Source organism: Nitrosospira sp. CT, from assembly GCF_059489795.1.
The window spans coordinates 175,140-201,286 of the sequence record NZ_JCAHZJ010000066.1 but is presented as its reverse complement, the minus strand read 5'-3'; the positions used below and the strand labels follow the sequence as shown (position 1 = coordinate 201,286).

Below are 26,147 nucleotides of genomic sequence, written 5' to 3'. Positions count from 1 at the left end.
TCAGTGGGCCTTTTCGCTCTCGCTTTTCGTGCTCTTCGTATTGTGCCGGGCAATCTGCTCCTTGGCCGCTGCGACGATGTGTCCGGGTTCGAATCCGAAGCGTCGCGCAACAACTTTTGCCGGCGCGGACAGGCCGAAGCAATGCATGGCAATGGTGCAGCCGCCTGCGCCTGTATAGCGCTCCCATCCGAAGCCCGACGCCTCCTCAACCCCCACGCGCGCCAATATCCCTGGAGGCAAGATTTCGTCCCGATATTCCTGGTCTTGATGTTCGAAAACTTCCCATGATGGCATGCTGATCACGCGTGATGATATTCCTTCTTTCTTGAGCTGTTCGTGGGCAGCTATACAAAGCGCGACTTCGCTTCCAGTCGCCAGCAGCAGCACGGCGGGTTTACCGTCTTCAGCATCGGCCAGCACGTAGGCACCCCGAGCAAGACCACTCGCGGACGCATAACGGGTCCGGTCGAGAGTCGGCACTGCCTGCCGCGTCAGTATCAGGCAAACGGGCCGGTCAGTGAGTTGCATGATCAGCCGCCACGCTTCCACCACTTCATTCGCATCCGCCGGCCGCAGAACAACCAGACCGGGGGTGGCCCGCAGGGAGGCCAGATGCGCGATGGGCTGATGGGTGGGGCCGTCCTCTCCCAGGCTGATGGAATCATGGGTCCAGATGTAGGTGATGGGAATCTCCATCATTGCGCTCAGGCGGAGCGCGGCTCGCCCGTAGTCGCTGAATACGAGAAAGCTCGCTGCATAGGGACGCAATTTCGATAGGCTCATTCCGTTGGCAATGGCGCACATGGCATGCTCGCGCAAGCCGAAGTGAAAATTGCGCCCGCGGTAACTGCCCTTGGCGTTTTCGTACTGTTCAGGCGGCTGAAACTGTCCGTAGAAATCACCTTTCAGTTCCGTTTTTGTGGAAGGCGCGAGATCGGCAGCTCCGCCCAGCAACCAGGCAATTTTCCCGGCAATGGCATTCAGTACCTTGCCGGATGACTCCCTGGTGGCCATACCTTTTTCGTCCGCGGGGAAGGTCGGTAATTCACTATCCCAGCCCTCCGGCAAGCCGCGTTGCTGCATGCGGTCAATCTGCTCCGCCAGATCCGGATATTGCTTCCGATAGGCATCAAACTGTGCGCGCCAGGCGGCGTGTGCAGCTCTGCCGCGCTCACCGAACCCTGTCTGGAAGTATTCCCGGACTCCATCCGGTACATAAAATTGCTTGTCGGGGTCGCACCCGTAGAATTCCTTGGCGAGGCGAGATTCTTCGGGCCCCAGCGGTTCGCCATGCGCTTCCCGCGAGTCATGCTTGTGCGGCGCCCCATAACCGATATGGCTATGCACGATGATCAGCGTGGGACGATCATCGGTGTGCAGGAACGTCTCGTAAGCTTCCGCCAGGAGCGGTAATCCGTTTGCATCATTCACGTGAGCGACATTCCACCCGTATGCGGAAAACCGCGCGGCTACGTCTTCCGTGAAGGTGAGATCGGTCGATCCTTCGATCGTGATGCGGTTATCGTCATATATCCAGCACAGGTTTCCAAGCTTGAGATGCCCTGCCAGGGACGCCGCCTCGCTGCTGACGCCTTCCATCATGTCGCCGTCACTGCACAAGGCATAAACATTGTGGTTGAACAATTCGAAATCGGGCCGGTTGTAAGTGGCCGCAAGCCATCGCCCGGCTATAGCCATGCCGACGCTGGCTCCCACGCCCTGGCCTAGCGGTCCCGTCGTCGTTTCCACTCCTGAAGTCCATCCATATTCCGGATGGCCGGTACAACGGCTGCCTGCCTGGCGAAACGTCTTGAGGTCATCCATCGTCACCGCCAGCCGGTCTTCACCCTCGTAAGAGGGACTTGTTCCCTTTACTCCTGTCAGATGGAGGAGGCTGTAGAGCAGCGCTGAAGCGTGACCGGCAGAAAGTATGAAACGGTCGCGATTGGGCCAGTCCGGGTTATCCGGATCGTAACGCAGAAAGCGATGCCAGAGACAAAAGACTGTAGGAGCTGCGCCCATCGGTGTACCGGGGTGGCCGGAGTGGGCTTTTTCCACCTGGTCGATGGAGAGGCTGCGAAGAGTGTTGATACAGATTTGGTCCAGATCGGTCTGTTCGCTCATGAGAGTGCTCCCGTAAAAGCAACCTTACGCGAATTACAGAAACCCGTTAATGGGATTCCATGGGAACTGTGGGCAATGCGCTTTCCGTCTCCCGTCAATATATAAAGTGCGAATATACGAATATATTACGGGGTTTCCCGACCGTCGCAGTGGAGGGCGACGCGCAAGGGAAGCTGTAGAAAACCATACTTTTCGACTCTTGACAGGAGCCAATGTTCACAGCTATTTTTGTTTCAGCCTGTTGTACCGCTGTATCAGGGCGTTGGTGGAGCTATCATGTTTCAGGGGCTCGCCGTTTTCATCCTCCAGTTCCTGTCCGATGCGGCGTGCGAGCACTTTGCCGAGTTCGACGCCCCATTGATCGAACGAATCGATTTGCCAGATTGTCCCCTGCGTAAAAACACTCTGCTCATAAAGAGCGACAAGGGCACCGAGGGTGTAGGGTGTGAGGCGCTCGGCAAGTATCGTATTAGTGGGACGATTACCCTCAAAACTGCGATGCGGGCAAAGCCAGTCCGGGACACCTTCGGCTTTGACTTCATCTTCCGTTTTTCCGAAAGCAAGAGCTTCGGTCTGGGCAAACAGATTCGCCATGAGGAAGTCATGGTGATCGCCTAAGGGGTTCAGGGTTTGGCAGAAGCCGATAAAATCACAGGGAATCAATCGGGTTCCCTGATGGATGAGCTGGTAAAACGAATGTTGTCCGTTGGTGCCGGGTTCTCCCCACACGATAGGCGAGGTCTGGTAGTCAACGTGCGAACCATCCAGTGTAATGTGCTTTCCATTGCTCTCCATTGTCAGTTGCTGAAGGTAAGCCGGAAAGCGCTTCAAGTATTGCTCGTAGGGGAGCACAGCGAGTGTCTGCGCACCAAAGAAATTGTTATACCAGAGCGACAACAAACCCATCAGGACGGGAAGATTCCTGTCGAACGGAGCGGAATAGAAGTGCTGGTCCATTGCGTGGAAGCCGGCGAGCATTTCGCGGAAATTCTCTGGGCCGATGGCAATCATGGTCGAGAGTCCGATCGCGGAATCCATGGAGTAGCGTCCACCTACCCAGTCCCAGAATTCGAACATGTTGGCAGTATCGATGCCGAATCTGGCTACTTCCTCCGCATTGGTGGAAACAGCGACGAAGTGCTTGCGCACCCCATCCAGATCCTTTATCTGGCGCAGCATCCATCGCCGGGCAGTGTGGGCATTGGTCAGCGTTTCGGTGGTCGTGAATGTCTTGGAGCAGATAATGAACAGGGTTTCTTCGGGATCAAGACCCCGTGTAGCCTCCACGAAATCCGTGCCATCAACATTGGAGATGAAACGAAAGCTGAGATTGGGCAGGCTGTAGTGGCGCAGCGCTTCATACGCCATGACCGGGCCTAAATCGGAGCCGCCGATACCGATATTGATGATATTGCGAATTCGCTTGCCAGTATGCCCCTGCCAGTCTCCACTACGTACCCTGTCAGAGAAATCCGCCATACGGTCGAGCACGGCATGCACCCCGGGCACAACGTCATTTCCGTCGACGAGGATTTTTTCATTACGAGGCGTGCGCAAGGCGATGTGGAGTACAGCACGCTGCTCCGTCACATTGATGGCGTCGCCCCTGAACATGGCTTCAATGCGCTCGCGCAGGCCGCATTCTTCGGCAAGTTGCACCAGTAGATGAAGCGTTTCATCAGTGATGCGATTTTTCGAATAATCCAGGTACAGGCCAGCGGCCTCGGCCGTAAATCGCTCACCCCGCTTCGGGTCGTCCGCGAAGAACTGACGCAAGTGCATGCCTTTGATTGCCTGGTAGTGAGCTTCCAGCGCCTTCCAGGCGGGCCTTTGCGTCAGGCGCGTGACCATGGGTCTCGTCATGCTTGTTGTCCCTCGATCATCTTTCGTTTTCTTTTGGCCAGCCGCCGCCAAATCCACATGGCATAACCCGACAAGGCATACAGAAAAAACAGGCAGAACAGTACGACCGGTGGATGACTCGGAATCAATGCAAAAAAGAACAGCGCCAGCAACAGGGCAGTGATGAATGGTACCGACTTGCGCAGATTGATTTCCTTGCCGCTGTAGTAGGGAATATCGCTCACCATGGTCAGGCCTGCGAACAGGGTAATGCACCAGGCGAGCCACCGTACATCTGTGCCCGCTATGTCAAAATCCAGCATGAGCCATATGAGCCCGGCAATGAGGGCAGCCGCTGCGGGACTGGGCAGACCCTGAAAATAGCGTTTGTCCACAATTCCAATATTGGTATTGAAACGCGCGAGCCGCAGGGCAGCACAGACACAATAGATAAAAGCAGCGATCCAGCCCCATTTGCCCATCCCTTTCAGCGCCCATTCGTATATTACGAGCGCAGGTGCGGCGCCAAACGAAACCATATCGGAGAGGCTGTCGTATTCCGCGCCAAATTCGCTTTGCGTGTGGGTGAGGCGGGCGACGCGCCCATCGAGCCCGTCCAGCACCATCGCGATAAAAATCGCCACGGCGGAGTGCTCGAAGCGCCCATTCATTGCCTGGACAATGGCATAGAACCCCGCAAACAGGGCACCGGTGGTGAAGAGATTAGGCAGCAGATAAATGCCCCGCCGGCGCAGCTTGGCTTCGAAAACAGGGCGCGACTGAAATTCCTGCATCTTGATGCAACCCAAGGGGAGATAGATGCATGTTAAACGGTTATCGGGCGGTGGTAAACACCACCAGGTTGGCCTCAGAAAATGTGAGCGGCAAAATGTCGGTCCTTGGCGAGGATGATCGCTGGGGTTTTCAGGGCCATTCCGAAAGCAGTTTTCGCGTTGTTAAATCGAAACAGGCCTTAGAACGCTCGCCTTGTTTGCAAATTCAGCTGATGTCAGGTCATTGAGTCGAGTGAGGCCGACTCTCGTTGTAGTCCCGCCGCCAGTCTCGATGATTGTTTTGGTCTCTTCCAGCGTTTCAAACCAGTGCAAGTTAAGACACTCGTCCCGGAATGAAGCTCTACTTCAACAATGCGTATTCAGTAGTCCGCCTGGACTATTGTACAGCCTTGGCTGGAGGTCTATTTTGCTTGAAGTGGGTATAGGAATAACAACAACTAGGAGCTAAATATGAATATCAAGCTTTTAAGATGGTTGTCCAGCCTGGCAATAATAGCCACATCCCTTACTTTTGCTGTTCCCGCAGCTGCATATACTTTTCGGGATGATCCCTCTTCTGCCTGGGGTCGCGATCCATTAACTACACCCATACCAATGGGGACGTCTACACGGTCGAAAATCTTTTGTTCCAAAACACCACCGCGAATTCCTTGCCAGAATTGAACTTCACGATTCCTTTCGCATGGCAGAAGGTTGGCGAGACTTACCTGCCCATGGAATGGCGCAATGACTTAAACGGGTGGTACACCAGCAATTTCAACAGTACTGGAACCAGCCTGATTGTTAAACTAACAAGTCCGGTTGCGAACACTGTAGCCATGGGGAACTTGCGGATTTGACCGGAAGTCAGCAGCTTCCATTGACCGAGCTATGTTTCTCCGGATCGCCCAGTTGTCAAAGTGGAATAGGCCAGCCGCCCGAAACCCGCAATACAACCGATCTTATCCCTGTTTTTTCATTAGGTTCATTTGCACCAAGCGAAGCAAAACGTTTTGATGTCTCGTTTACTTATACTTTCGGGGATAATAGGGCTGGGACCGAGGGCGCAACAACCTCGTTTTTTGGCTATACGGTTTCTCCCATTCCAGAACCCGAAACCTACGCCATGTTTCTGGCCGGGCTGGGTTTGATGGCTGTTATGGCGCGCCGCAGGAAAGTATAGACAGGTTTGATAGGTGCATCCGGTGCATACAAACCCCCTCAAGCGAGGTTTGTATGCGCTGAATCGTTTGAGACTTTTCAAAAAGTCTCATGATAAAAAAGAGGACGGGGCAGTTTGAGTAAGGGCTATTAGATTATCAGGATTGTCCGTCGATACATGACACTCCCATAGGCATCCAATCTGTTTTTACTCCTTGCAGAGAAAGGTATTCATCTCTTGCAGAGTGGGGGCAGCCGAACAATAGCACAGCTACCCCCTCCCAACTGGCTTCCTAATTTTTCGCCTGATCGACCAGTTTGTTCTTTTTGATCCAGGGCATCATGTCGCGCAGTTTGGAGCCCACCTGTTCGATCTGGTGCTCGGATGCGAGCCGGCGGCTGGCTTTGAGCATGGGCGCGCCGGCGCGATTTTCAAGGATGAATTCGCGGGCATATTCCCCCGTCTGAATCTGGCGCAGAATCTTGCGCATTTCAGCGCGGGTGGCATCGGTGATCACGCGAGGGCCGCGTGAAATGTCTCCATACTCGGCATTGTTGGAAATGGAGTAGCGCATGTTGGCGATGCCGCCTTCATAGATCAGGTCGACGATCAGCTTGACTTCGTGCAGGCATTCGAAATAAGCCATCTCCGGCGCGTACCCGGCTTCCACCAGGGTTTCGAAGCCGGCCTGAATCAAGGCAGTCAAGCCGCCGCACAGCACGACCTGCTCGCCGAACAGATCGGTTTCGGTTTCCTCGCGGAAATTGGTCTCGATCACGCCGCCCCGAGTGCCACCGTTGGCTGCCGCGTAGGAGAGCGCCAGGTCGCGTGCCCTGCCGGACTTGTCCTGATGCACTGCAATAAGTGAAGGCACGCCTCCGCCCTGGAGGTAGGTGGAGCGTACCAGGTGACCGGGCCCCTTGGGGGCGATCATGATGACGTCCAGATCTTCCCTGGGCGCCACCTGGCCATAATGAATATTGAAGCCGTGGGCAAAGGCAAGAGTAGCGCCTTTCTTGAGGTTGGGTTCGATTTCGGTTGCGTACACGGCAGCGATCTGCTCATCGGGCAGCAGGACCATCACGACGTCTGCATCCTTTACCGATTCAGCCACCTCTTTGACGGTAAGGCCGGCCTTTTCCGCCTTGCCCCAGGAAGCTCCCTCCTTGCGCAGGCCAACTGTTACCGCCACGCCGGAATCGCTCAGATTATTGGCGTGGGCGTGACCTTGCGACCCGTAGCCGACAATGGTGACTTTCTTGTCCCGAATGAGCGACAAGTCGGCGTCTTTATCGTAATAAACGTTCATGATTTCCTTTATGTTCAAAATAGAAAAGCGCCGTTAAACGCCAAGCCCGCAAGGCTCGGCTCTTCCCGGCGCAACTGTTGCTGGATTTGGTTAAACCTTCAATATCCGTTCGCCGCGACCGATGCCGGATGCACCGGTGCGTACCGTTTCCAGAATGGTCGTGCGATTCATGGCTTCGATGAATGCATCGAGCTTGGAACCGGTACCCGTCAATTCGATCGTGTACGACTTGTCGGTGACATCGATGATGCGGCCGCGAAAAATATCAGCCATGCGCTTTATCTCCTCGCGATCATGGTCAACCGCCCGTACCTTGATCAGCATCAGTTCGCGCTCGATGTGATTGCCCTCACTCAAGTCAACCACTTTGACCACTTCGATGAGTTTGTTCAGTTGCTTCGTGATCTGCTCGATCACGTCGTCAGACCCGGTGGTGACCAGCGTCATGCGAGACAGGGTGGAATCTTCAGTAGCGGCGACGGTAAGCGATTCGATATTGTAGCCACGTGAAGAAAACAGGCCGGCGACGCGCGACAGGGCGCCCGCCTCGTTTTCCATCAAAAGTGAAATGATATGCCGCATATTTATTTTTATACCAGGATCATTTCAGAGAGACCTTTGCCGCCCGGTACCATCGGGAATACGTTTTCGGTCTGGTCGGTGACGAAATCCATGAACACCAGCCTGCCCTTGAGCTTGAATGCCTCCAGCAAGGCAGCTTCGACATCGCCGGGCTGCTCGATTCGCATACCGACATGCCCGTAACTCTCCGCCAGCTTCACGAAATCGGGCAGCGCGTCCATGTAAGACTCCGCATAGCGGTTGCCGTGGAAGAATTCCTGCCACTGCCGCACCATTCCCATATAGCGGTTATTCAGGTTGATGATCTTGAGCGGAAGGTGATATTGCTTGCAGGTCGACAGCTCCTGGATGCACATCTGGATGCTGGCTTCGCCAGTAATGCAGGCCACATGCGCACCTGGATTAGCCATTTGAACTCCCATGGCTGAGGGCAGGCCGAAACCCATCGTTCCAAGCCCTCCGGAATTGATCCATCGCCGCGGCAGGTCGAATTTGTAAAATTGTGCTGCCCACATCTGGTGCTGACCAACGTCCGAGGTGATGAAGGCATCGCCGTTCGTTACCTTGTAGAGTGTTTCCACCACCATCTGGGGTTTGATGATCGCGCTTGTGCGATCATACCGGAGACAGTCGCGTTCGCGCCATGAATCGATCTGGGCCCACCAGGCGTCAAGGGTGCTCTGGTCAGGCTTTTCCTTGCGCAGTTCAAGCAGCTTGATAAGCTCATCCAGCACATCGGGAACATTGCCGACGATAGGCACATCCACCTTGACCCGCTTCGAAATGGATGAGGGATCGATATCGATGTGGATGATCTTTCGGTCCGGATTGTAGAAATGCTTGGGGTTGCCGATGACGCGATCATCGAAACGGGCACCTACCGCTACCAGCACATCGCAATGCTGCATCGCCATGTTGGCCTCGTAAGTGCCATGCATACCCAGCATGCCAACGAACTGACGGTCCGTTGCGGGATAACCGCCCAAGCCCATCAATGTGTTAGTGCAGGGAAAGCGCAGCAGGCGGACGAGTTCCGTCAACCGGGCGGCGGCATTGCTGAGGATAACTCCCCCTCCGGTGTAGATCATTGGACGCCTGGCTTCCAGGATCAGTTGAACTGCTTTTTTGATCTGACCGGCGTGCCCCCGGATATTCGGATTATAGGAGCGCATTGTCACACGCTCGGGATAAACGAATTTTGTTTTCTGCTGGCTCACGTCCTTTGGGATGTCGACCAGCACCGGACCGGGACGTCCTGTCGAAGCGATATAGAACGCTTTCTTGATGGTGGTGGCAAGCTCTGCGACATCCTTCACCAGAAAGTTGTGTTTCACGCAAGGACGCGTGATGCCTACGGTATCGACCTCCTGGAACGCATCCAGGCCAATGGCATGGGTGGGCACCTGGCCGCTGATGATGACGAGGGGAATCGAATCCATATAGGCAGTGGCGATGCCGGTCACGGCATTGGTCACGCCTGGTCCGGAAGTGACCAGTGCCACTCCCACCTTGTTGCTGGAGCGGGCATAGCCGTCCGCGGCATGTACCGCGGCCTGTTCGTGCCGCACCAGGATGTGCCTGACCTTATCCTGCTTGAACAGTTCGTCATACAGGAACAGCACAGCGCCCCCGGGGTAGCCGAAAATATGTTCTACCCCTTCCTCTTGTAAGCAACGCACCGTAATTTCTGCACCCGTCAATTCCGCGCTCATGCTTTCCTGCGTTTCAAGATGTTGAATATCGGCAATATATGTTGGGTTTAACATTGAACAGTAACGGTTAGGTGACTTTTGGTCAACAGGTTCGAATATGGAATCAACAGGTATGCGAGGCAATCTCAAATGCGCTAAAACCGTTATCCGCCGCACAATTTGCAAACGGTTCAGGAATGACAGATCAGGAAGCCATGAATCAGAGCAGGGCGGATCTCAAGACCCTGCTTCTGAAGAACACACGTACAACCGCAGTATCGGCCGTAACGTCACGATACTTGATTCTGGGCTCCACGAAGGAATGAAAAGCTTAGCTTTTACTATCCTTTTCATCTCCTTTTCGATACGGACATGAGGGCTTGATGCAATCCGCGTAAAGTGAAAGCGAATGCTCGTGTATGGCAAATCCGCGCTCGCGGGCAATCTTAATCTGACGCTTCTCGATTTCAGCGTCATAAAATTCTTCCACCCTGCCGCATTGCAGGCAGACCAGATGGTCATGATGGGCGTCGCTGGCAAGCTCAAACACTGCCTTGCCGCCTTCAAAATGGTGGCGTTCGAGCAACCCGGCCTGTTCAAACTGGGTCAGTACCCGATAGACCGTGGCCAGACCGATATCATCGCCTTCGCTGATGAGCGTTCTGTAAACATCTTCCGCAGAGAGATGCCGAACAGGACTGCTTTCGAACAGGCTCAGTATTCTAAGGCGCGGCAGCGTAGCCTTCAAGCCCATGGTCTTAAGATTGCTCGGGTTACTCATAGTGCATCCAATCGTCAAGTTATTTGCTGTATCATATAACGTTAAGTTTGCTTTGGAAACCTACGTCGCCGCGATGCGCGCAAGAATTATCACGTTGGCTGTTCTGCTGCTCGCGGGGTGTTCATCGGTTCCTTCCTTGCTCTACAAGATAGAGATTCAGCAGGGGAATGTCATTACCCAGGAAATGGTGAACAAGCTGAAACCCGGCATGACGCGTTCGCAAGTCCGCTTTGCGCTGGGCTCGCCAATGATCAGCGATGCGTTCCATGAAAATCGCTGGGACTATCTATATCGGTTTGAGCAGAGGGGAAAACTGGTCGAGCAGAGAAAGCTCACGATCTTTTTTGAAGACGATCATCTGGTGCGTATCGACGGTTCGTTCACTACCCCGGTTGCCTTTCTTCAGTCTCAGCCTCAGGCGCCGGAAGCAGGTACTTCGCCTGAATCAGCCGTGTCACTCGGTGAGGCAGCTATGGAAAAGAGCGACAGTTCGATTCCGGCTCAAATACCCAGCGGGATGCCGCCTTCAGCGCCTGTTTCGGCGCCTGTTTCGGGCGGCGCCGAAACAATGGGCACTGTACCCGCCTTGCCCCCCTTGCCCGTCTCTCAACCTCCTTCCCCGGCGGCATCCCTCTCAGCCGGTTCAGCCGAAGTTTCTTCGAGTGCTGCTTCAGAGGCGCCCGTGGTGGAGAAGCCGGGACCGAGGCAAGTACCTTCGCGGGCGACGGATACCGGAATTATGGATGCAGATCAGCCAAAGGAGTAGGATCATTTTGCAAGTCAGTTTATCAGACAAGGAATGCCGACATTGAATATTGCTGTGGCCGGAAGCTCCGGGCGCATGGGACGCGCCTTACTCGAGGCTGTTGAACGGGCGCCGGATCTGCGCTTGAGCGCCGCCCTCGAGCGGAGCGGGAGCCCTTATCTTGGAAAGGATGCGGGAGAGTTGATCGGGGCGCCCTGCGGGATTGAGATAACCGATAACGTTGCTACGGCGCTTGATGGAAGCGAAGTGCTAGTAGACTTTACCCGCCCGGAGGGAACGTTGCTTCACGTTGCCCGTTGCCGTGAGAAAAACATAAAAATGGTAATCGGCACCACCGGCTTTTCGCCCGAGCAGAAAGAAGCACTCAGGATTGCCTCCCGGGACATTGCCATCGTACTGGCGCCTAATATGAGCGTAGGTGTGAATGTCACTTTGAAACTGCTGGAGACGGCAGCCAGGGTCCTGAATGAGGATTATGACATAGAAGTTATCGAGGCCCATCATCGCCACAAGGTGGACGCTCCTTCCGGCACTGCGCTGCTGATGGGCGAGGTAGTGGCAAAAGCTCTGGGTAAAGAGCTTCCGGGGGTCGCCGTTTACAGCCGCGAGGGCCATACGGGTGAGCGGGTGGCAGGTTCCATCGGCTTTGCCACTGTTCGCGGCGGAGATATCGTGGGTGATCATACTGTCATGTTCGCGGGAATCGGCGAACGCATCGAAATTTCGCATAAGGCAAGCAGCCGCGCGACATTTGCCGAGGGTGCGTTGAGAGCCGCCCGCTTTCTTGCGGATAAACGCAACGGTATGTTCGACATGCAGGACGTGCTGGGGCTGAGGTAGTAAGCGGCTTTAGCCCTCGCATTCCCTGTTCCCTTGCTGTCCCATCCCCGCTCCGCGAGGGATTCGTTGTGCTTCGCTGCCGGTTCATTGAAGCATCGTCCTTTTGGACGTATAATTTCCAGATTTGAAGCGTCGCAAACAGAACCTCGCGCCGTTTCTGCCTTGTCCCAATTCCCAGGAGCCTTCGTGCCACAACATTCGTATGCTGTCCTTGCGCTTGCTGACGGCACAGTTTTTCGCGGCATGTCCATCGGCGCGGAAGGCATCAGCACAGGGGAGGTGGTCTTCAACACCTCGATGACGGGATATCAGGAAATTCTCACGGATCCCTCCTACTGTCGCCAGATCGTTACTCTCACTTATCCCCATGTAGGCAATACAGGCACTAATCCGGATGACGTGGAGTCCGGCAATATCGATCGGATATATGCCGCTGGGGTGGTGATAAGAGATCTGCCGTTGGCTTCCAGCAACTGGCGCGAAACCCAGACGTTGCCGGAGTATCTCAGGCAGCAGGGGGTGGTCGCCATTGCCGACATCGATACCCGCAAGCTCACACGCATTCTGCGGGAAAAGGGCGCTCAGGCAGGTTGCATCATCGCAGGTCAGCCGGACGAAGCGGAGGCGCTGAAGCTGGCCAGGGGATTTCCTGGCCTTGCCGGGATGGACCTGGCCAAAGTGGTAAGCTGCTTGCAACCTTATGAGTGGAGCGAAGGGGAATGGCGGCTTGGACAGGGTTACCCGGTTCTATCTCATCCCCGTTTTCATGTTGCAGCGATGGATTTCGGAATAAAGCGGAACATTCTGCGCAAGCTCGCGCAGCGCGGCTGCCAAGTCACCGTATTCCCCGCGCAGACAACCGCCGACGAGATTCTGGCATCGCAACCTGACGGAATATTCCTTTCGAATGGACCGGGTGATCCCGAGGCTTGCGACTACGCTATCGAGACAACCAGAAGGCTGCTGGAAAAGGAAATACCGATTTTCGGCGTGTGCATGGGTCACCAATTGCTGGGACTGGCAACAGGCGCTAGAACCATAAAAATGAAATTTGGCCATCATGGCGCCAATCACCCGGTTCAGGACCTCGAGACGGGAAAGGTGATCATAACCAGTCAGAATCACGGGTTTGCGGTGGATACGGCCACTTTGCCGGCAAATGCAAGAGTTACGCATTTATCTTTATTCGATGGTAGTTTGCAAGGATTTGAGCTGGCAGGAAAACCTGTATTCTGCTTTCAGGGGCATCCCGAAGCGAGTCCGGGTCCGCATGACCTGGATTATCTGTTCGATAAATTTGCGGGATTGATGGAGAGAAAACGGACGAAAGCGATATGAAGCCGGGAAGCTGTCCGCCCTTTCCCGTTATCGTCCTTCCCACTTATGCCTAAACGTAACGACATCAAGTCTATCCTTATCATCGGCGCGGGCCCCATCATCATCGGGCAGGCGTGCGAGTTTGATTATTCCGGTGCCCAGGCGTGCAAAGCGCTGAGGGAAGAGGGTTACCGGGTCATTCTGGTGAATTCCAATCCCGCCACGATCATGACGGATCCCGAAATGGCCGATGTGACCTACATCGAGCCTATCATCTGGCCCATGATCGAAAAAATCATTGCCGTTGAACGCCCAGATGCGTTACTGCCCACCATGGGTGGGCAGACAGCATTGAACTGTGCGCTGGACCTGGCAAAGAACGGCGTGCTGGACAAATACGGAGTCGAATTGATCGGCGCCTCGCGCGAGGCAATCGACAAAGCCGAGGATCGCGAAAAATTCAAGCAGGCCATGACAGGCATCGGTCTAGGTTCTGCCCGTTCCGCCATTGCCCATAGCCTGGAGGAAGCGCTGCAGGTCCAGGCAATGGTGGGTTATCCCGCCATTATCCGTCCATCATTCACGCTGGGGGGTACTGGCGGCGGTATCGCCTATAACCGCGAGGAGTTTCTCGATATCTGCGAGCGCGGGCTGGAAGCTTCCCCGACGAAGGAGCTGCTGATCGAGGAATCGGTTATCGGCTGGAAAGAGTTCGAGATGGAAGTCATACGCGACAGGAAAGACAATTGCATTATTGTCTGCGCCATCGAAAACGTCGATCCCATGGGTGTTCACACAGGCGACTCCATCACGGTTGCACCCGCGCAAACGCTGACGGATAAGGAATATCAGATCATGCGGGATGCCTCGATAGCGGTCCTGCGCGAAATCGGGGTTGAAACCGGCGGTTCCAACGTGCAGTTTGCCATCAATCCGGAGGATGGGCGCATGCTCGTGATTGAAATGAACCCCCGGGTTTCACGCTCATCTGCACTGGCTTCAAAAGCCACCGGATTTCCCATTGCCAAGGTGGCAGCCAAGCTTGCCGTGGGTTACACCTTGGACGAACTCAGGAACGATATTTCGGGCGGTGCAATGCCGGCATCTTTCGAACCGTCCATAGATTATGTCGTTACCAAGATACCACGGTTTGCCTTCGAGAAATTTCCCCAGGCCAACGCTCGCCTCACTACCCAGATGAAATCGGTAGGGGAAGTCATGGCCATCGGGCGGACGTTTCAGGAATCTCTGCAGAAAGCCCTGCGGGGGCTGGAGATCGGGGCTGATGGACTGGACGAAAAGACGACCGATATTGAAATTGTCGCGGCCGAACTGGCATATCCTGGTCCTGAACGAATCTGGTATGTTGCGGACGCCTTTCGCTGCGGCGTGTCATTTGATGAGATACATGCACACACTCACATCGATCCCTGGTTTCTGACGCAGATTGAAGATTTGATACGGCAGGAACGGTCGATTGCGGGAGCAGCGCTGGATGCGCTTGATTTTTCCACGTTCCGCAAGCTGAAACGCAGCGGCTTTTCGGACCGGCGACTTGCCCGGCTGATGAATGTGACACCCCAGGCGGTCTGCTCAAGGCGCCATCAACTCAATCTGCGTCCGGTGTACAAGCGTGTCGATACCTGCGCGGCCGAATTCGCGGCATATACGGCCTACATGTATTCCACTTACGAGGAAGAATGCGAAGCGCTGCCAAGCGATAATAAGAAAATCATGGTGCTGGGCGGGGGACCTAACCGCATTGGTCAGGGTATCGAGTTCGACTACTGCTGTGTCCACGCCGCCCTGGCTTTACGCGAGGATGGTTTCGAGACCATCATGGTCAACTGCAACCCTGAAACGGTTTCGACCGATTACGATACGTCTGATCGTCTTTATTTCGAACCTCTGACGCTGGAGGATGTGCTTGAAATAGTAGCCGTCGAGAAGCCTTTGGGTGTCATCGTGCAATTCGGGGGCCAGACTCCGCTGAAGCTTGCGCGCGATCTCGAGGCAAATGGCGTGCCGATCATCGGCACCAGCCCGGATATGATCGATTGCGCGGAGGATAGGGAACGTTTTCAGAAAATGCTGCACCAGCTTGGGCTGAAACAGCCGCCCAACCGTACGGCGCGCACGGCGGAGGAGGCTCTCGCTGCGGCGGAAGAGATCGGTTATCCGCTGGTGGTACGCCCGAGCTATGTATTGGGCGGGCGGGCCATGGAAATCGTTCACGAGCAGGCGCACCTGGAGCGTTACATGAAAGAGGCGGTAAAGGTCTCGCACGACTCCCCGGTACTGCTGGATCATTTTCTGAATGATGCGACGGAAGTGGACGTGGATGCGGTTTCGGACGGAGAGAGCGTCCTGATCGGGGGCATCATGGAGCACATCGAACAGGCGGGCGTGCACTCAGGCGACTCGGCCTGTTCGCTGCCTCCCTACAGCTTATCTGCCCGGTTGCAGGACGAGTTGCGCCGTCAGACTGCGGCAATGGCACGCGCACTCAACGTGGTGGGCCTGATGAACGTGCAATTCGCCATCCAGAACGATGTCGTCTACGTGCTGGAAGTCAATCCGAGAGCGTCCCGCACAGTGCCTTTCGTCTCCAAGGCTACCGGCATCCCCCTGGCAAAAATATCCGCCCGCTGCATGACAGGGTTGAGCCTGGTTCGCCAGGGCCGGGTTCGTGAGGTAATTCCGGACTATTATTCAGTCAAGGAAGCTGTCTTCCCTTTTATCAAGTTTCCCGGCGTGGACACTATACTCGGCCCCGAAATGAAATCGACCGGTGAAGTGATGGGGGTGGGGCAGACATTTGCAGAAGCCTTCGTCAAGTCGCAACTGGCTGCGGGAGTGAAACTTCCACGGAGCGGGAAGGTCTTCATAAGCGTACGCCACGCGGACAAGCCGCGCGTGATTGAAATCGCCCGCAATCTTGCTCAGTTAGGGTTTACGCTCTATGCTACCCGGGGTACTGCCGCGGTTCTGAGTGCGGCAGGCTTGTCCGTGACGCCGGTAAACAAGATGTCGGAAGGACGTCCCCACATTGTAGACATGATCAAGAATGGGGAGATGGACCTGATCATCAATACAGTGGAAGACAAGCGGAGCGTTCACGACTCCTACTCGATTCGCCACGCGGTGCTGCAGGCGCGGGTGACATACTATACTACGTTAGCCGGGGCGCGGGCCGCCTGCATAGGCATGGCAAACATGCAGGAATTGCACGCCTACGGGTTGCAGCAACTCCACGAATCGGAGAAGGGGGCCTTGCTGAATGCCGCTTCCTGAAGTGAGAACTTTGAATTCAAATTTTGAATTGCCCAAGGAGGCCATGCTCCGGTATAGCAATATCGAACAACAGGCACACCCGATCCAAAACAGGTAGCAGAAGAGACTATGAGTACAACAATTCCCTTGACAGTGACAGGCGCCGGAAAGCTGCGCGCCGAATTGCATGAGATGAAAACAGTTCATCGTCCCGCTGTGATTGCGGCCATTGCGGAAGCTCGATCCCATGGTGACCTTTCCGAAAACGCCGAATACGAAGCGGCCAAGGAACGTCAGGGTTTTATCGAAGGACGTATTGCTGAACTTGAGAGCAAGCTCTCTAATGCCCAGATCATTGATCCGACGATGCTGGATGCGGATGGAGCCTGCGTATTCGGTGCCACCATCGATCTGGAGGATGTCGAGTCTGCCACAACCGTTACTTATCAGATTGTCGGGGATGATGAAGCAGATATCAAGGAGGGAAAGATTTCCATCAGTTCCCCTATCTCTCGCGCTCTGATAGGCAAATATCCGGGGGATGTGGCTGAAGTGATGGCGCCGGGCGGGGTGCGGGAGTACGAAATTCTCGATGTGAGATACATTTGAGAAGGCTCGCAGGCGCGGGAGTCAGGAGCTCCCGCACTTACCTTGAATTTGAATAATTTGAATATATAGGTCCTGTTCGAATGTGTTCTCTCCGGGGCGCGTTCCTCCAGATACGGATATGGGAATCTATATCAATCTTCGATTGAAGCGGCCAAGCCCAATGGGCACTTCGGTTGATCCATTGCCAATGGATTCATCTCCGGCTTGCTTCAGTTCTTTATCTTTTCGGGTTCAGGACGGTAAATTACCAGCATCTTGCCGATGTGCTGCACTGGTGCAGCGTTGAGGCATCCGCAAATTTTCTCCAGTAACGCGTTTCGTATTTCCCAGTCGTCACTCGCCACTTTGATTTTGATCAGCTCGTGGCTTTTAAGTCGCTGATCCAGCTCGTTCACCACGCTGTCCGATAAACCCGCTGCGCCTATCCAGACGACCGGCTTGAGGGCATGCGCGCGAGCCTTGAGCTCACGTCGGAAATCTGGAGTAAGTGCTAACATATTTTCTTTCACGACCATCAGTTTACGCGATGAAGCGGACTAAAACCAGCAAAGCCTGGATGAAGGAACATGTGAATGACTTTTTTGTCAAGCAGGCGAAAAAGGAGGGTTACCGCTCACGCGCGGCTTATAAGCTGATGGAGATCGCCGAACGCGATCACTTGTTCAAGCCGGGCATGACTGTAGTGGACCTTGGCGCCGCTCCCGGGGGTTGGTCGCAGGTAGTGGCGGAGAAGCTCATGGGCAAGGGCAGAGTGATTGCCGTGGATATCCTGGAAATGGCGCCCATATTCGGCGTAACCTTCATTCAGGGAGATTTCCGCGAAGCGTCCGTCCTGGCCGAATTGAAGGAACAAGTGAAGGATCTGCCTGTTGACCTTGTAATTTGCGATATGTCCCCTAATATAACGGGCATAGGGATAATTGATCAAGCTCGTGGCATGCATCTGGCGGAGTTGGCTCTCGAGTTTTGTACCGAGGGGTTGAACTCTGGAGGCAACTTCCTCGTCAAAGTGTTTCAAGGTTCTGGTTTTGACGAGTTTTTTCGTGCGATGCGCGCTACATTCAATCGGGTGGTAACACGTAAACCCTTGGCATCACGGGGTCGGAGCAGCGAAATCTATTTGCTGGGGCTGGGGAAGCGGGATTAGAGCTTCCCGATTCGGATGCCAACGCAAGTAAATATAAGGGGCTGCGAGGTTGCAGATCTCCACGCGAACCTGGAGGCGGGTAGCAGGGATAACGGCTATTCTAAATCTAGAAATGGGTTTAGAATGAAACATTCGAGTATTTTGACGGCGCAAGCCAAGGAGCTACTTTGAACAATCTCATTAAAAACATGGCCATCTGGCTGGTGATCGCTCTTGTGCTGATGACGGTGTTCAATCAGTTCAGTACACGGCAGTCGGGGCAAGCACCGATGGAATATTCCCAGTTCATCGACGAGGTGAAGCAGGGCAGGATCGCCAAAGTAACTATTGAAGGCCGCACGCTGAAGGGTACGAAAACCGATGGCAGACGTTTTACGACGTACACGCCCTCGGACCCGTGGATGGTGAGCGATCTGCTTAAGGCGGGCGTCATCATAGATGCCAAGCCGGAGGAAGAACCTTCTCTCCTGATGAATATCTTCGTTTCATGGTTCCCCATGCTTCTGCTGATCGGAGTATGGATTTTCTTCATGCGGCAGATGCAGGGTGGGGGCCGTGGCGGCGGTGCCTTTTCGTTCGGGAAAAGCAAGGCGCGCATGCTCGACGAATCCACCAACCAGGTGACGTTTGCCGACGTTGCAGGTTGTGAAGAAGCCAAGGAGGAAGTTTCCGAGCTGGTGGAATTCCTGCGCGATCCCAGCAAGTTCCAGAAACTGGGGGGGCGTATCCCGCGCGGCGTGTTGATGGTGGGAAATCCGGGTACGGGTAAGACGCTCCTGGCGCGTGCTATTGCTGGTGAAGCCAAGGTCCCCTTCTTCAGTATCTCAGGCTCCGATTTTGTTGAAATGTTTGTGGGGGTAGGTGCAGCCCGAGTGCGCGATATGTTCGAGCAAGCGAAGAAGCATGCTCCCTGCATTATTTTCATTGACGAGATCGATGCAGTCGGGCGTCAGCGTGGCGCGGGTCTCGGTGGTGGCAATGATGAGCGCGAACAGACGCTCAATCAATTGCTGGTGGAAATGGATGGTTTCGAAGGAACTGCCGGCGTGATTGTTATCGCCGCTACCAACCGTCCGGATGTGCTCGATCCTGCGCTGTTGCGTCCTGGCCGTTTCGACCGGCAGGTGACGGTCCCCCTCCCCGATATACGGGGCCGTGAGCAGATATTGCACGTGCATATGCGCAAAGTGCCGATCGCACCCGATGTACATGCTGAGACCCTCGCCCGCGGAACTCCCGGGATGTCCGGAGCCGATCTCGCCAATCTGGTGAATGAGGCGGCGTTGTTTGCTGCGCGCAGCAACAAGCGGCTCGTCGACATGGAGGATTTTGAGCGGGCCAAGGACAAGATCTTCATGGGTGCGGAGCGCAAATCTGTTCTGATGCCGGAGCGTGAGCGGCGTAACACTGCCTATCATGAATCCGGGCATGCGGTGGTTGCCCAGTTGTTACCCAAGACCGACCCGGTACACAAGGTTTCCATTATCCCACGGGGGCGCGCACTGGGCGTGACGATGCAACTGCCGACCGAAGACCGTTTCAGCATGGACCGTGAGGAAATCCTGCAGAATATTGCGGTTCTGTTCGGCGGGCGTATCGCCGAGGAAGTCTTCATGGGCCAGATGACGACCGGCGCATCCAATGATTTTGAGCGTGCGACAGAGATGGCGAGACGCATGGTCACCCAATGGGGCATGTCTGATTCACTTGGCCCGATGGTTTATGGCGAGAACGAGGGAGAAGTGTTTCTGGGTCGTTCCGTCACAACCCACAAGAATGTCAGCGAAGCGACCATGCAGAAGGTGGATATAGAAATTCGCCGCATCATCGATACACAGTACAGTCTGGCGCGCAAGCTGATCGAAGAAAACCGCGATAAGATCGAGGTTATGGCCAAAGCGCTGCTGGAATGGGAAACTATAGACGCGGAGCAAATCGGCGATATCATGGAAGGCCGGTCACCTCGGCCTCCCAAGCCAAGCAGGGCTGCTCCAACGCCGCCCAAGGATAATGCTCCTCCCACGGCGCCTGCGCCCACAGCGACACCAGCACAGGAAACTTAGGCAAGGAAGTTGCTATGATGCAGTAAACAACGAAAAAGGCGGTATGAAAAAGGCGGTTCATCCCGCCTTTTTCATCCGTCTTTTTTGTCCTGTCTTTTTCGTCCCATCTTTTTCATACCGCCTTTTTCCGGTTCATAGAAAAGAAAACTACTCCGCAATGGGTGAGTCCTGGTGTCACCATCTTCTATCCTGCCTGTAGAAATTTCCAGTCCCCCTCATCGCCCTCTTGTGATGGGCGTTGTCAACATAACCCCTGATTCTTTTTCGGATGGCGGCTTATTCGCTTCGACTGAGCATGCCCTCAGTCATGCTTTCCGCTTGGTCGAAGAAGGGGCAGATCTGCTGGACATCGGCGGTGAATCAACACGTCCTGGCAGCACCCCGGTTTCTGTTGAAGAGGAATTACGCCGGATCATTCCGGTGGTGGAGGCACTGGCAAACCAGAATGTGCAGGTTTCGGTCGATACTTCCAAACCCGAAGTTATGCGAGCTGCCATCGCCGCGGGGGCAGTGATGATTAACGATGTGAGGGCGCTCCAGATCCCCGGTGCGCTGGAGGCGGTCGCAGAAGGAGGTGTGACGGCTTGTCTCATGCATATGCAGGGCGAACCCGCCAATATGCAGGTCAATCCCCAATATGATGATGTAGTGCAGGATGTCAAGGCTTTTCTGAAGCGGCGTCTGGAGGCTGCGCAAGCCGCAGGTATTCTGCGGGAGCGATTGGTAGTCGATCCGGGCTTTGGTTTTGGTAAAAACCAGGTTCATAATATCGAACTATTACGCCATCTCGATCAGTTTCTCGATCTTGGAGTACCGATGCTGGTAGGTCTCTCGCGCAAATCGATGCTCGGAAAAATCACGGGCGGTGACATAAATAATCGGATTCATGGCAGCATAGCGGCAGCGCTGATAGCGGCGATGAAGGGGGCGGCCATTCTCCGCGTGCATGACGTCCGGGCAACCCGGGATGCGCTCGCCGTTTACAATGCCGTTTACGACCGAGGCTCTGCACGGGAGAATGCATCATCCGCTCACTTCACGGGGGAAACCCTCAGTTGAATTCAATTCATTTCGATAACCAATGGATTTCTTCCAATGACAAGAAAATATTTTGGAACTGACGGCATACGCGGACGCGTAGGAGAAGCGCCTATCACGCCCGAATTCGTGATACATCTGGGCTATTCTGCCGGCAAGGTTCTGACTTCCTCGGACTGGCATCTTTCAAAAGGAGAGCGTCCGGCAGTATTGATCGGCAAGGATACGCGCATATCAGGCTATATGCTGGAATCAGCGTTACAGGCCGGGCTTTCCGCAGCCGGGGTGGATGTCCTGCTTTCAGGCCCCATGCCCACTCCCGCGGTTGCCTATCTCACCCGTGCCCTGCGTTTGCAAGCAGGCATCGTCATTTCAGCTTCCCACAATCCTTTCGAGGATAACGGCATCAAGTTTTTTTCTGCCCTCGGGACCAAATTACCCGATGCGACCGAGCAGGAGATTGAAGCGGGATTAAATGCGCCTCTCAAGGCAATGCCGTCGGCGCAGCTCGGAAAAGCGCGGCGCGTCAATGACGCCAGAGGACGCTATATCGAGTTCTGCAAAAGCACTTTTCCAAATCACCTCGATCTGCGGGGGTTGCGGATCGTGGTCGATTGCGCCCACGGCGCCACGTATCAGATTGCCGGGCCTGTACTGCACGAACTGGGCGCCGATGTGGTAGCAATTGGAATTCATCCCGACGGTCTCAATATCAATCACGAGTGTGGGGCAACGCATGGCGCGACCCTGCAGGAAGCAGTCCGGCATCATCAGGCAGATGTCGGAGTGGCATTGGATGGGGATGGTGATCGCGTAATCATGACCGATGGCGACGGTGTGCTTTACGACGGCGACCAGTTGATCTACCTCATCGCGAAACATCGAAAACAAAACGGGCTGCTCAAGGGGGGGGTGGCGGGTACGCTCATGACGAATCTGGCGATTGAAAACGGGTTAAAGAAACTGGATATTTCTTTTGCGCGCGCGAACGTCGGCGATCGCTATGTGCTGGAACTGCTGCAGATAAAAAATTGGCAGCTGGGCGGCGAAGGCTCCGGCCACATTATCTGTCTCGACAAACATACCACCGGTGACGGAATCATTTCGGCACTACAGGTACTCTACGCGATACGTGATTCCGGCAAGAACTTGGCTGAGCTAGCATCGGACGTGACGCTCTATCCGCAGCAACTGATCAATGTCAGGGTGCCCAAGGGATTTGATGCGCACAACAGTCTCGCCATCAAAACCGCTCAGACAGAGGCTGAACGCGATCTCGATACCACGGGTCGGGTACTTCTGCGTGCTTCGGGTACGGAACCGTTGATAAGGGTAATGGTAGAAGGCGAGTCCGGGCAGAAAGTCAAACACTGGGCGGAGAAAATAGCGGAGGTTGTGCGAAATGCGGCGGCAGAGAGATGGGTTGAAAAGGCTGTGCCGAACTGAATCAAAGGACATCTTGCCTCTTTCCTCGGTCAAAGTTTTTTCTACCAGTTCTTTTTGGGAAAACTGATTCATGGAGGAATCCACCTTATCTGCTCTGGGTGCTGTGGGCACCGGATGTCACAAAAACGCAATACTCATGACCTAGCATGGCAGCTCAAAAAAAAGCATGGTCTGTTTAATTGAATGGGGAATGAAATGTTGAAATCTTTGAATCGGGTGGGACTGACAAGGTCAGCGGTGCTGGGCGCAGTGTTCAGTGCTGCCAATATAGGTATGATTGCCGGTGCGAATGCGGCAGGGCTGGTTAAGATAGATGGCTCGAGCACTGTTTTTCCCATTACCGAGGCGGTAGCGGAAGATTTTCAGAATGCGAAGAAAGGGGCGGTAAGAGTAACCGTCGGTATCTCCGGTACTGGTGGAGGTTTCAAAAAATTCTGCCGCGGCGAAACCGACATCGTGAATGCTTCCCGTCCCATTCTGCAGAAGGAAATGGAGGAATGCAAAAAATCCGGTATCCAGTATGTTGAAATGCCGGTAGCATTCGATGCGTTAACGGTGGTGATCAATCCCAAGAATGACTGGGCAAAAACGCTCACCGTCGCCGAGCTGAAGAAGATCTGGGAACCCGAGGCGCAAGGTAAAATCATCAAATGGAACCAGGCAAATCCGGCATGGCCCGATGAAAAACTGAAGCTCTATGGAGCGGGTGCCGATTCGGGCACCTTCGACTACTTTACCGAAGCGATCGTAGGCAAAACCAAATCCAGTCGAGGTGATTTCACTGCTTCCGAAGACGACAACGTACTGGTGCAGGGGGTCGCGAGCGACAAGAATGCGCTGGGTTTTTTCGGTTTTGCCTACTATGTTGAAAACCAGAAAAAGCTCAAGGCGGTGGCCATCGATTCGGGAAAGGGCCCTGTGCTCCCTTCCGAAAAAACAGTGGAAGATGGCAGTTATCAGCCTTTATCCCGCCCGATTTTCATTTACGTGAATATCAAGTCGGCGGAAAAACCGGAAGTCAGGGAACTGGTCGAGTTTTACATGAAAAATGCGCCTGAACTGGTGAAAGAAGTGAAATTTTTTCCGCTGCCACCGCAAGCCTATAGCACCAATCTTGAACATCTCAATAAAAAGAAGGTGGGAACCGTTTTCGGCGGACGAACGGAAACGGGTGTCAGAGTAGAAGAACTGCTCAAGCGCGAAGCGAGCCTATAACGACGGGTTCGTCTTCAGGACTCTGATTTCGAAGTTCCTGTTTCTACAGGTGGATGCGAATGGCGCGCAGATGCATCATTTCGCATCCCCGTTTTCCATTCCACCTGAATCCCCCAGAATCTCCTCCAACCCCGGATATAAAGCTGTTTTTCCTGGCATGTAAATCGCCCGCTGCACCTCCACTCCGCTGAATCCTGTAAAATCAGGATTTTTAAGTCAGTTCTTATTTATCAAAGGGAGAGACCGTGGCTGTAGTTCGTTTGCCGGATGGTTCGAAGCGTGTATATGAGCACTCTGTAACGGTGGGTGAAATTGCAGCTTCAATAGGCGCGGGTTTGGCTCGTGCTGCGCTTGCAGGCAAGGTGAACGGGAAGCTGGTCGACCTTTCCACCCGTATCGAAAATGATAGCGATGTAACCATCGTTACGGAAAAAGATGCGGAAGGGCTGGAAGTCATTCGTCATTCCAGCGCCCATTTACTGGCGCATGCGGTGAAAGAATTGTTTCCGGAAGCGCAGGTCACGATTGGGCCGGTAATCGAGGACGGCTTTTATTACGATTTTTCCTACAAGCGGCCATTCACCCCCGAAGATCTGGTGGCAATCGAGAAACGCATGGCTGAAATCAGCGTGCGCAACCTGAAAGTCGAGCGCCAGGTTTGGGATCGATCCGAGGCAATCAATTTTTTCAAGAACCAGGGCGAACACTATAAGGCGCAGATCATCGAAGCCATTCCCGGTGATGAGGACGTTTCCCTGTATTCTCAGGGAAATTTTACCGATTTGTGCCGCGGGCCACATGTCCCCACCACATCCCGCCTGAAGGTTTTCAAGCTGATGAAACTTGCGGGCGCTTATTGGCGTGGCGATTCGCATAACGAAATGTTGCAACGGATCTATGGCACCGCATGGACCAATAAAGACGATCAGAACGCCTACCTGCGCCGTCTTGAAGAGGCGGAAAAACGCGACCACCGCAAGCTCGGCAAGCAGCTAGGTCTGTTTCACCTTCAGGAAGAAGCGCCTGGTATGGTCTTCTGGCACCCGAAGGGATGGGTTATCTGGCAGCAGGTCGAACAGTACATGCGGGATATCTTCCGCAATAACGGCTATCTCGAAATCCGCACGCCCTCCGTACTGGACAAGGGTTTGTGGGAGCGTTCCGGACACTGGGAAAACTTCCGCGAGAATATGTTCGTAACGCAGGCCGAAGACCGGGAATTTTCCGTCAAGCCGATGAATTGTCCGGGGCATGTGCAGGTGTTCAAGCAGGGACTGAAAAGTTATCGCGACCTGCCGCTTCGACTCGCGGAATTCGGTTCCTGTCACCGTAACGAGCCCTCCGGCGCACTGCACGGGATCATGCGGGTGCGAGCGTTCACTCAGGACGACGCTCACATCTTCTGCACAGAGTCCCAGGTGCAAGATGAGGCCGTCCAGTTTATCGATCTGTTGCAGAAGGTTTACAACGATTTTGGCTTTAATGACATCCTGGTGAAACTTTCCACCCGTCCCGCAAAGCGCGTAGGTTCCGAGGAGCAGTGGGATAAGGCGGAAGAGGCGCTGCGATCCGCGTTGAATCACAAAAACCTCATCTGGGAACTGCAACCCGGTGAAGGTGCGTTCTACGGGCCGAAAATAGAGTTTTCACTCAAGGACAGTATCGGCCGCATCTGGCAGTGCGGCACCTTGCAACTGGATTTTTCCATGCCGGAGCGTCTCGGCGCAGAGTTTGTGGCTGAGGATAACTCCCGGCAGATACCGGTAATGCTTCACCGCGCAATCCTCGGCTCACTGGAGCGTTTTATCGGCATTCTTATCGAAAATCATGCGGGAGCATTGCCGCTATGGTTGTCACCGGATCATGCGGTCGTACTGAATATCTCGGAAGGGCAGGCCGATTACGCCAGAGAAGTGACCGAAGAACTCAGGCGGGCCGGTATTCGAGCGTATGCGGACTTGAGAAATGAAAAAATAACTTATAAAATACGGGAGCATAGTCTGCAAAAACTGCCCTATCAAATCATCGTGGGTGATAAGGAAGTAGCAGCGCAGAGGGTGGCTGTACGTACCCGCACTGGCTCTGACCTTGGTCAGATGACGTTGCCGGCGTTGGTGGACCGGCTTGAGGAAGAGATCCGCACCCGGGCAGGGGCGGCTTGATTTATTA

At 54.5% G+C, this 26,147-nt stretch carries 21 protein-coding genes and 1 pseudogene; 13 read left to right on the top strand and 9 right to left on the bottom strand.

The genetic code is table 11. The annotated features are described in order from the left end of the window. The 3 genes from tkt to pssA form a co-directional block, all read right to left on the bottom strand. A complete protein-coding gene (gene tkt, locus AC52W5_RS12380) occupies positions 1 to 2,124 on the bottom strand; it encodes a transketolase (RefSeq protein WP_495671205.1) in 2,124 nt (707 codons plus the stop codon). Positions 2,125 to 2,346: 222 nt separating this feature from the next. After that, positions 2,347 to 3,987: a glucose-6-phosphate isomerase gene (gene pgi, locus AC52W5_RS12375; protein ID WP_495671204.1), complete on the bottom strand. Its 1,641-nt coding sequence runs from the start codon at positions 3,985 to 3,987 to the stop codon at positions 2,347 to 2,349. Further along, positions 3,984 to 4,760 (bottom strand): CDP-diacylglycerol--serine O-phosphatidyltransferase, encoded by a 777-nt coding sequence (pssA, locus tag AC52W5_RS12370; RefSeq protein ID WP_074972464.1) that lies wholly within the window; start codon positions 4,758 to 4,760, stop codon positions 3,984 to 3,986. Before pssA ends, pgi begins: the two co-directional genes overlap by 4 nt. A 29-nt stretch (positions 4,761 to 4,789) precedes the next feature. Between pssA and AC52W5_RS12365 the strand changes: the two genes are divergently transcribed. Continuing rightward, a complete protein-coding gene (locus AC52W5_RS12365; protein ID WP_112891437.1) occupies positions 4,790 to 4,987 on the top strand; it encodes a hypothetical protein in 198 nt (65 codons plus the stop codon). Here the strand turns inward: AC52W5_RS12365 and AC52W5_RS12360 are convergent. After that, positions 4,923 to 5,096: pseudogene (locus AC52W5_RS12360) on the bottom strand (integrase core domain-containing protein); the annotation flags it as partial. The gene AC52W5_RS12365 and the pseudogene AC52W5_RS12360 overlap by 65 nt on opposite strands. A gap of 523 nt (positions 5,097 to 5,619) precedes the next feature. Here AC52W5_RS12360 and AC52W5_RS12355 point away from each other — a divergent pair. Then, complete coding sequence (locus AC52W5_RS12355) at positions 5,620 to 5,922, top strand: PEP-CTERM sorting domain-containing protein (protein ID WP_495671203.1); 303 nt, start codon at positions 5,620 to 5,622, stop codon at positions 5,920 to 5,922. Between the two features lie 271 nt (positions 5,923 to 6,193). Here AC52W5_RS12355 and ilvC read toward each other — a convergent pair whose 3' ends face one another. The 4 genes from ilvC to fur all read right to left on the bottom strand — a co-directional run bounded on the left by ilvC (position 6,194) and on the right by fur (position 10,264). After that, a complete protein-coding gene (ilvC, locus tag AC52W5_RS12350) occupies positions 6,194 to 7,210 on the bottom strand; it encodes a ketol-acid reductoisomerase (RefSeq protein WP_074972460.1) in 1,017 nt (338 codons plus the stop codon). Positions 7,211 to 7,300: 90 nt separating this feature from the next. Then, positions 7,301 to 7,792 (bottom strand): acetolactate synthase small subunit, encoded by a 492-nt coding sequence (gene ilvN / locus AC52W5_RS12345; RefSeq protein WP_074972457.1) that lies wholly within the window; start codon positions 7,790 to 7,792, stop codon positions 7,301 to 7,303. 8 nt (positions 7,793 to 7,800) lie between these two features. After that, positions 7,801 to 9,558 (bottom strand): acetolactate synthase 3 catalytic subunit, encoded by a 1,758-nt coding sequence (locus AC52W5_RS12340; RefSeq protein ID WP_074972456.1) that lies wholly within the window; start codon positions 9,556 to 9,558, stop codon positions 7,801 to 7,803. A gap of 256 nt (positions 9,559 to 9,814) precedes the next feature. Further along, positions 9,815 to 10,264, bottom strand: a complete 450-nt coding sequence (gene fur, locus AC52W5_RS12335; protein ID WP_011379837.1) for a ferric iron uptake transcriptional regulator — start codon at positions 10,262 to 10,264, stop codon at positions 9,815 to 9,817. A gap of 52 nt (positions 10,265 to 10,316) precedes the next feature. On the opposite strand from fur, the gene AC52W5_RS12330 reads away from it, so the two are divergent. The 5 genes from AC52W5_RS12330 to greA all read left to right on the top strand — a co-directional run bounded on the left by AC52W5_RS12330 (position 10,317) and on the right by greA (position 17,069). Continuing rightward, positions 10,317 to 11,030, top strand: coding sequence for an outer membrane protein assembly factor BamE (locus AC52W5_RS12330; RefSeq protein WP_495671202.1), 714 nt, complete (start codon positions 10,317 to 10,319; stop codon positions 11,028 to 11,030). A 33-nt stretch (positions 11,031 to 11,063) separates the two neighbouring features. Beyond that, positions 11,064 to 11,870 carry a 4-hydroxy-tetrahydrodipicolinate reductase gene (gene dapB / locus AC52W5_RS12325; RefSeq protein ID WP_495671201.1) on the top strand — a complete coding sequence of 269 codons (807 nt, stop codon included), beginning with the start codon at positions 11,064 to 11,066 and terminating at the stop codon, positions 11,868 to 11,870. A gap of 186 nt (positions 11,871 to 12,056) precedes the next feature. Then, positions 12,057 to 13,208, top strand: a complete 1,152-nt coding sequence (gene carA, locus AC52W5_RS12320) for a glutamine-hydrolyzing carbamoyl-phosphate synthase small subunit (RefSeq protein WP_495671200.1) — start codon at positions 12,057 to 12,059, stop codon at positions 13,206 to 13,208. Positions 13,209 to 13,253: 45 nt separating this feature from the next. Continuing rightward, entirely contained in the window at positions 13,254 to 16,481 is a 3,228-nt protein-coding gene (gene carB, locus AC52W5_RS12315; RefSeq protein WP_495671199.1) for a carbamoyl-phosphate synthase large subunit, read from the top strand. A gap of 108 nt (positions 16,482 to 16,589) precedes the next feature. Continuing rightward, complete coding sequence (gene greA / locus AC52W5_RS12310) at positions 16,590 to 17,069, top strand: transcription elongation factor GreA (RefSeq protein WP_074972446.1); 480 nt, start codon at positions 16,590 to 16,592, stop codon at positions 17,067 to 17,069. Between the two features lie 209 nt (positions 17,070 to 17,278). Here greA and yhbY read toward each other — a convergent pair whose 3' ends face one another. Then, entirely contained in the window at positions 17,279 to 17,566 is a 288-nt protein-coding gene (gene yhbY, locus AC52W5_RS12305; RefSeq protein ID WP_074972712.1) for a ribosome assembly RNA-binding protein YhbY, read from the bottom strand. A 29-nt stretch (positions 17,567 to 17,595) separates the two neighbouring features. Here yhbY and rlmE point away from each other — a divergent pair, with 29 nt between their 5' ends. The 6 genes from rlmE to thrS all read left to right on the top strand — a co-directional run bounded on the left by rlmE (position 17,596) and on the right by thrS (position 26,140). Next, entirely contained in the window at positions 17,596 to 18,216 is a 621-nt protein-coding gene (rlmE, locus tag AC52W5_RS12300; protein WP_495671198.1) for a 23S rRNA (uridine(2552)-2'-O)-methyltransferase RlmE, read from the top strand. Positions 18,217 to 18,383: 167 nt separating this feature from the next. Next, complete coding sequence (ftsH, locus tag AC52W5_RS12295; RefSeq protein ID WP_074972443.1) at positions 18,384 to 20,279, top strand: ATP-dependent zinc metalloprotease FtsH; 1,896 nt, start codon at positions 18,384 to 18,386, stop codon at positions 20,277 to 20,279. 231 nt (positions 20,280 to 20,510) lie between these two features. Continuing rightward, positions 20,511 to 21,338 (top strand): dihydropteroate synthase, encoded by an 828-nt coding sequence (gene folP, locus AC52W5_RS12290; protein WP_495671310.1) that lies wholly within the window; start codon positions 20,511 to 20,513, stop codon positions 21,336 to 21,338. 36 nt (positions 21,339 to 21,374) lie between these two features. Further along, the gene (glmM, locus tag AC52W5_RS12285) at positions 21,375 to 22,763 is read left to right on the top strand and encodes a phosphoglucosamine mutase (protein ID WP_495671197.1); all 1,389 of its coding nucleotides are present in this window, start codon (positions 21,375 to 21,377) and stop codon (positions 22,761 to 22,763) included. 195 nt (positions 22,764 to 22,958) lie between these two features. Further along, on the top strand, positions 22,959 to 23,978 hold the full coding sequence (locus AC52W5_RS12280; RefSeq protein ID WP_495671196.1) for a PstS family phosphate ABC transporter substrate-binding protein: 1,020 nt from the start codon (positions 22,959 to 22,961) through the stop codon (positions 23,976 to 23,978). A 245-nt stretch (positions 23,979 to 24,223) separates the two neighbouring features. Next, positions 24,224 to 26,140 (top strand): threonine--tRNA ligase, encoded by a 1,917-nt coding sequence (thrS, locus tag AC52W5_RS12275; RefSeq protein WP_495671195.1) that lies wholly within the window; start codon positions 24,224 to 24,226, stop codon positions 26,138 to 26,140. The last annotated feature ends 7 nt before the right edge of the window (positions 26,141 to 26,147 follow it).

Excerpts from the sequence above, each read along its gene's own strand:
- tkt (WP_495671205.1), bottom strand. The coding sequence starts at position 2,124 with ATGAGCGAACAGACCGATCTGGACCAAATCTGTATCAACACTCTTCGC.
- pssA (WP_074972464.1), bottom strand. The coding sequence starts at position 4,760 with ATGCAGGAATTTCAGTCGCGCCCTGTTTTCGAAGCCAAGCTGCGCCGG.
- AC52W5_RS12280 (WP_495671196.1), top strand. The coding sequence starts at position 22,959 with ATGTTGAAATCTTTGAATCGGGTGGGACTGACAAGGTCAGCGGTGCTG.
- fur (WP_011379837.1), bottom strand. The coding sequence starts at position 10,264 with ATGAGTAACCCGAGCAATCTTAAGACCATGGGCTTGAAGGCTACGCTG.
- ilvC (WP_074972460.1), bottom strand. The coding sequence starts at position 7,210 with ATGAACGTTTATTACGATAAAGACGCCGACTTGTCGCTCATTCGGGAC.
- AC52W5_RS12340 (WP_074972456.1), bottom strand. The coding sequence starts at position 9,558 with ATGTTAAACCCAACATATATTGCCGATATTCAACATCTTGAAACGCAG.
- folP (WP_495671310.1), top strand. The coding sequence starts at position 20,511 with ATGGGCGTTGTCAACATAACCCCTGATTCTTTTTCGGATGGCGGCTTA.
- carB (WP_495671199.1), top strand. The coding sequence starts at position 13,254 with ATGCCTAAACGTAACGACATCAAGTCTATCCTTATCATCGGCGCGGGC.
- rlmE (WP_495671198.1), top strand. The coding sequence starts at position 17,596 with ATGAAGCGGACTAAAACCAGCAAAGCCTGGATGAAGGAACATGTGAAT.
- dapB (WP_495671201.1), top strand. The coding sequence starts at position 11,064 with ATGCCGACATTGAATATTGCTGTGGCCGGAAGCTCCGGGCGCATGGGA.
- glmM (WP_495671197.1), top strand. The coding sequence starts at position 21,375 with ATGACAAGAAAATATTTTGGAACTGACGGCATACGCGGACGCGTAGGA.
- greA (WP_074972446.1), top strand. The coding sequence starts at position 16,590 with ATGAGTACAACAATTCCCTTGACAGTGACAGGCGCCGGAAAGCTGCGC.
- ilvN (WP_074972457.1), bottom strand. The coding sequence starts at position 7,792 with ATGCGGCATATCATTTCACTTTTGATGGAAAACGAGGCGGGCGCCCTG.
- yhbY (WP_074972712.1), bottom strand. The coding sequence starts at position 17,566 with ATGTTAGCACTTACTCCAGATTTCCGACGTGAGCTCAAGGCTCGCGCG.
- pgi (WP_495671204.1), bottom strand. The coding sequence starts at position 3,987 with ATGACGAGACCCATGGTCACGCGCCTGACGCAAAGGCCCGCCTGGAAG.
- AC52W5_RS12365 (WP_112891437.1), top strand. The coding sequence starts at position 4,790 with ATGTTAAACGGTTATCGGGCGGTGGTAAACACCACCAGGTTGGCCTCA.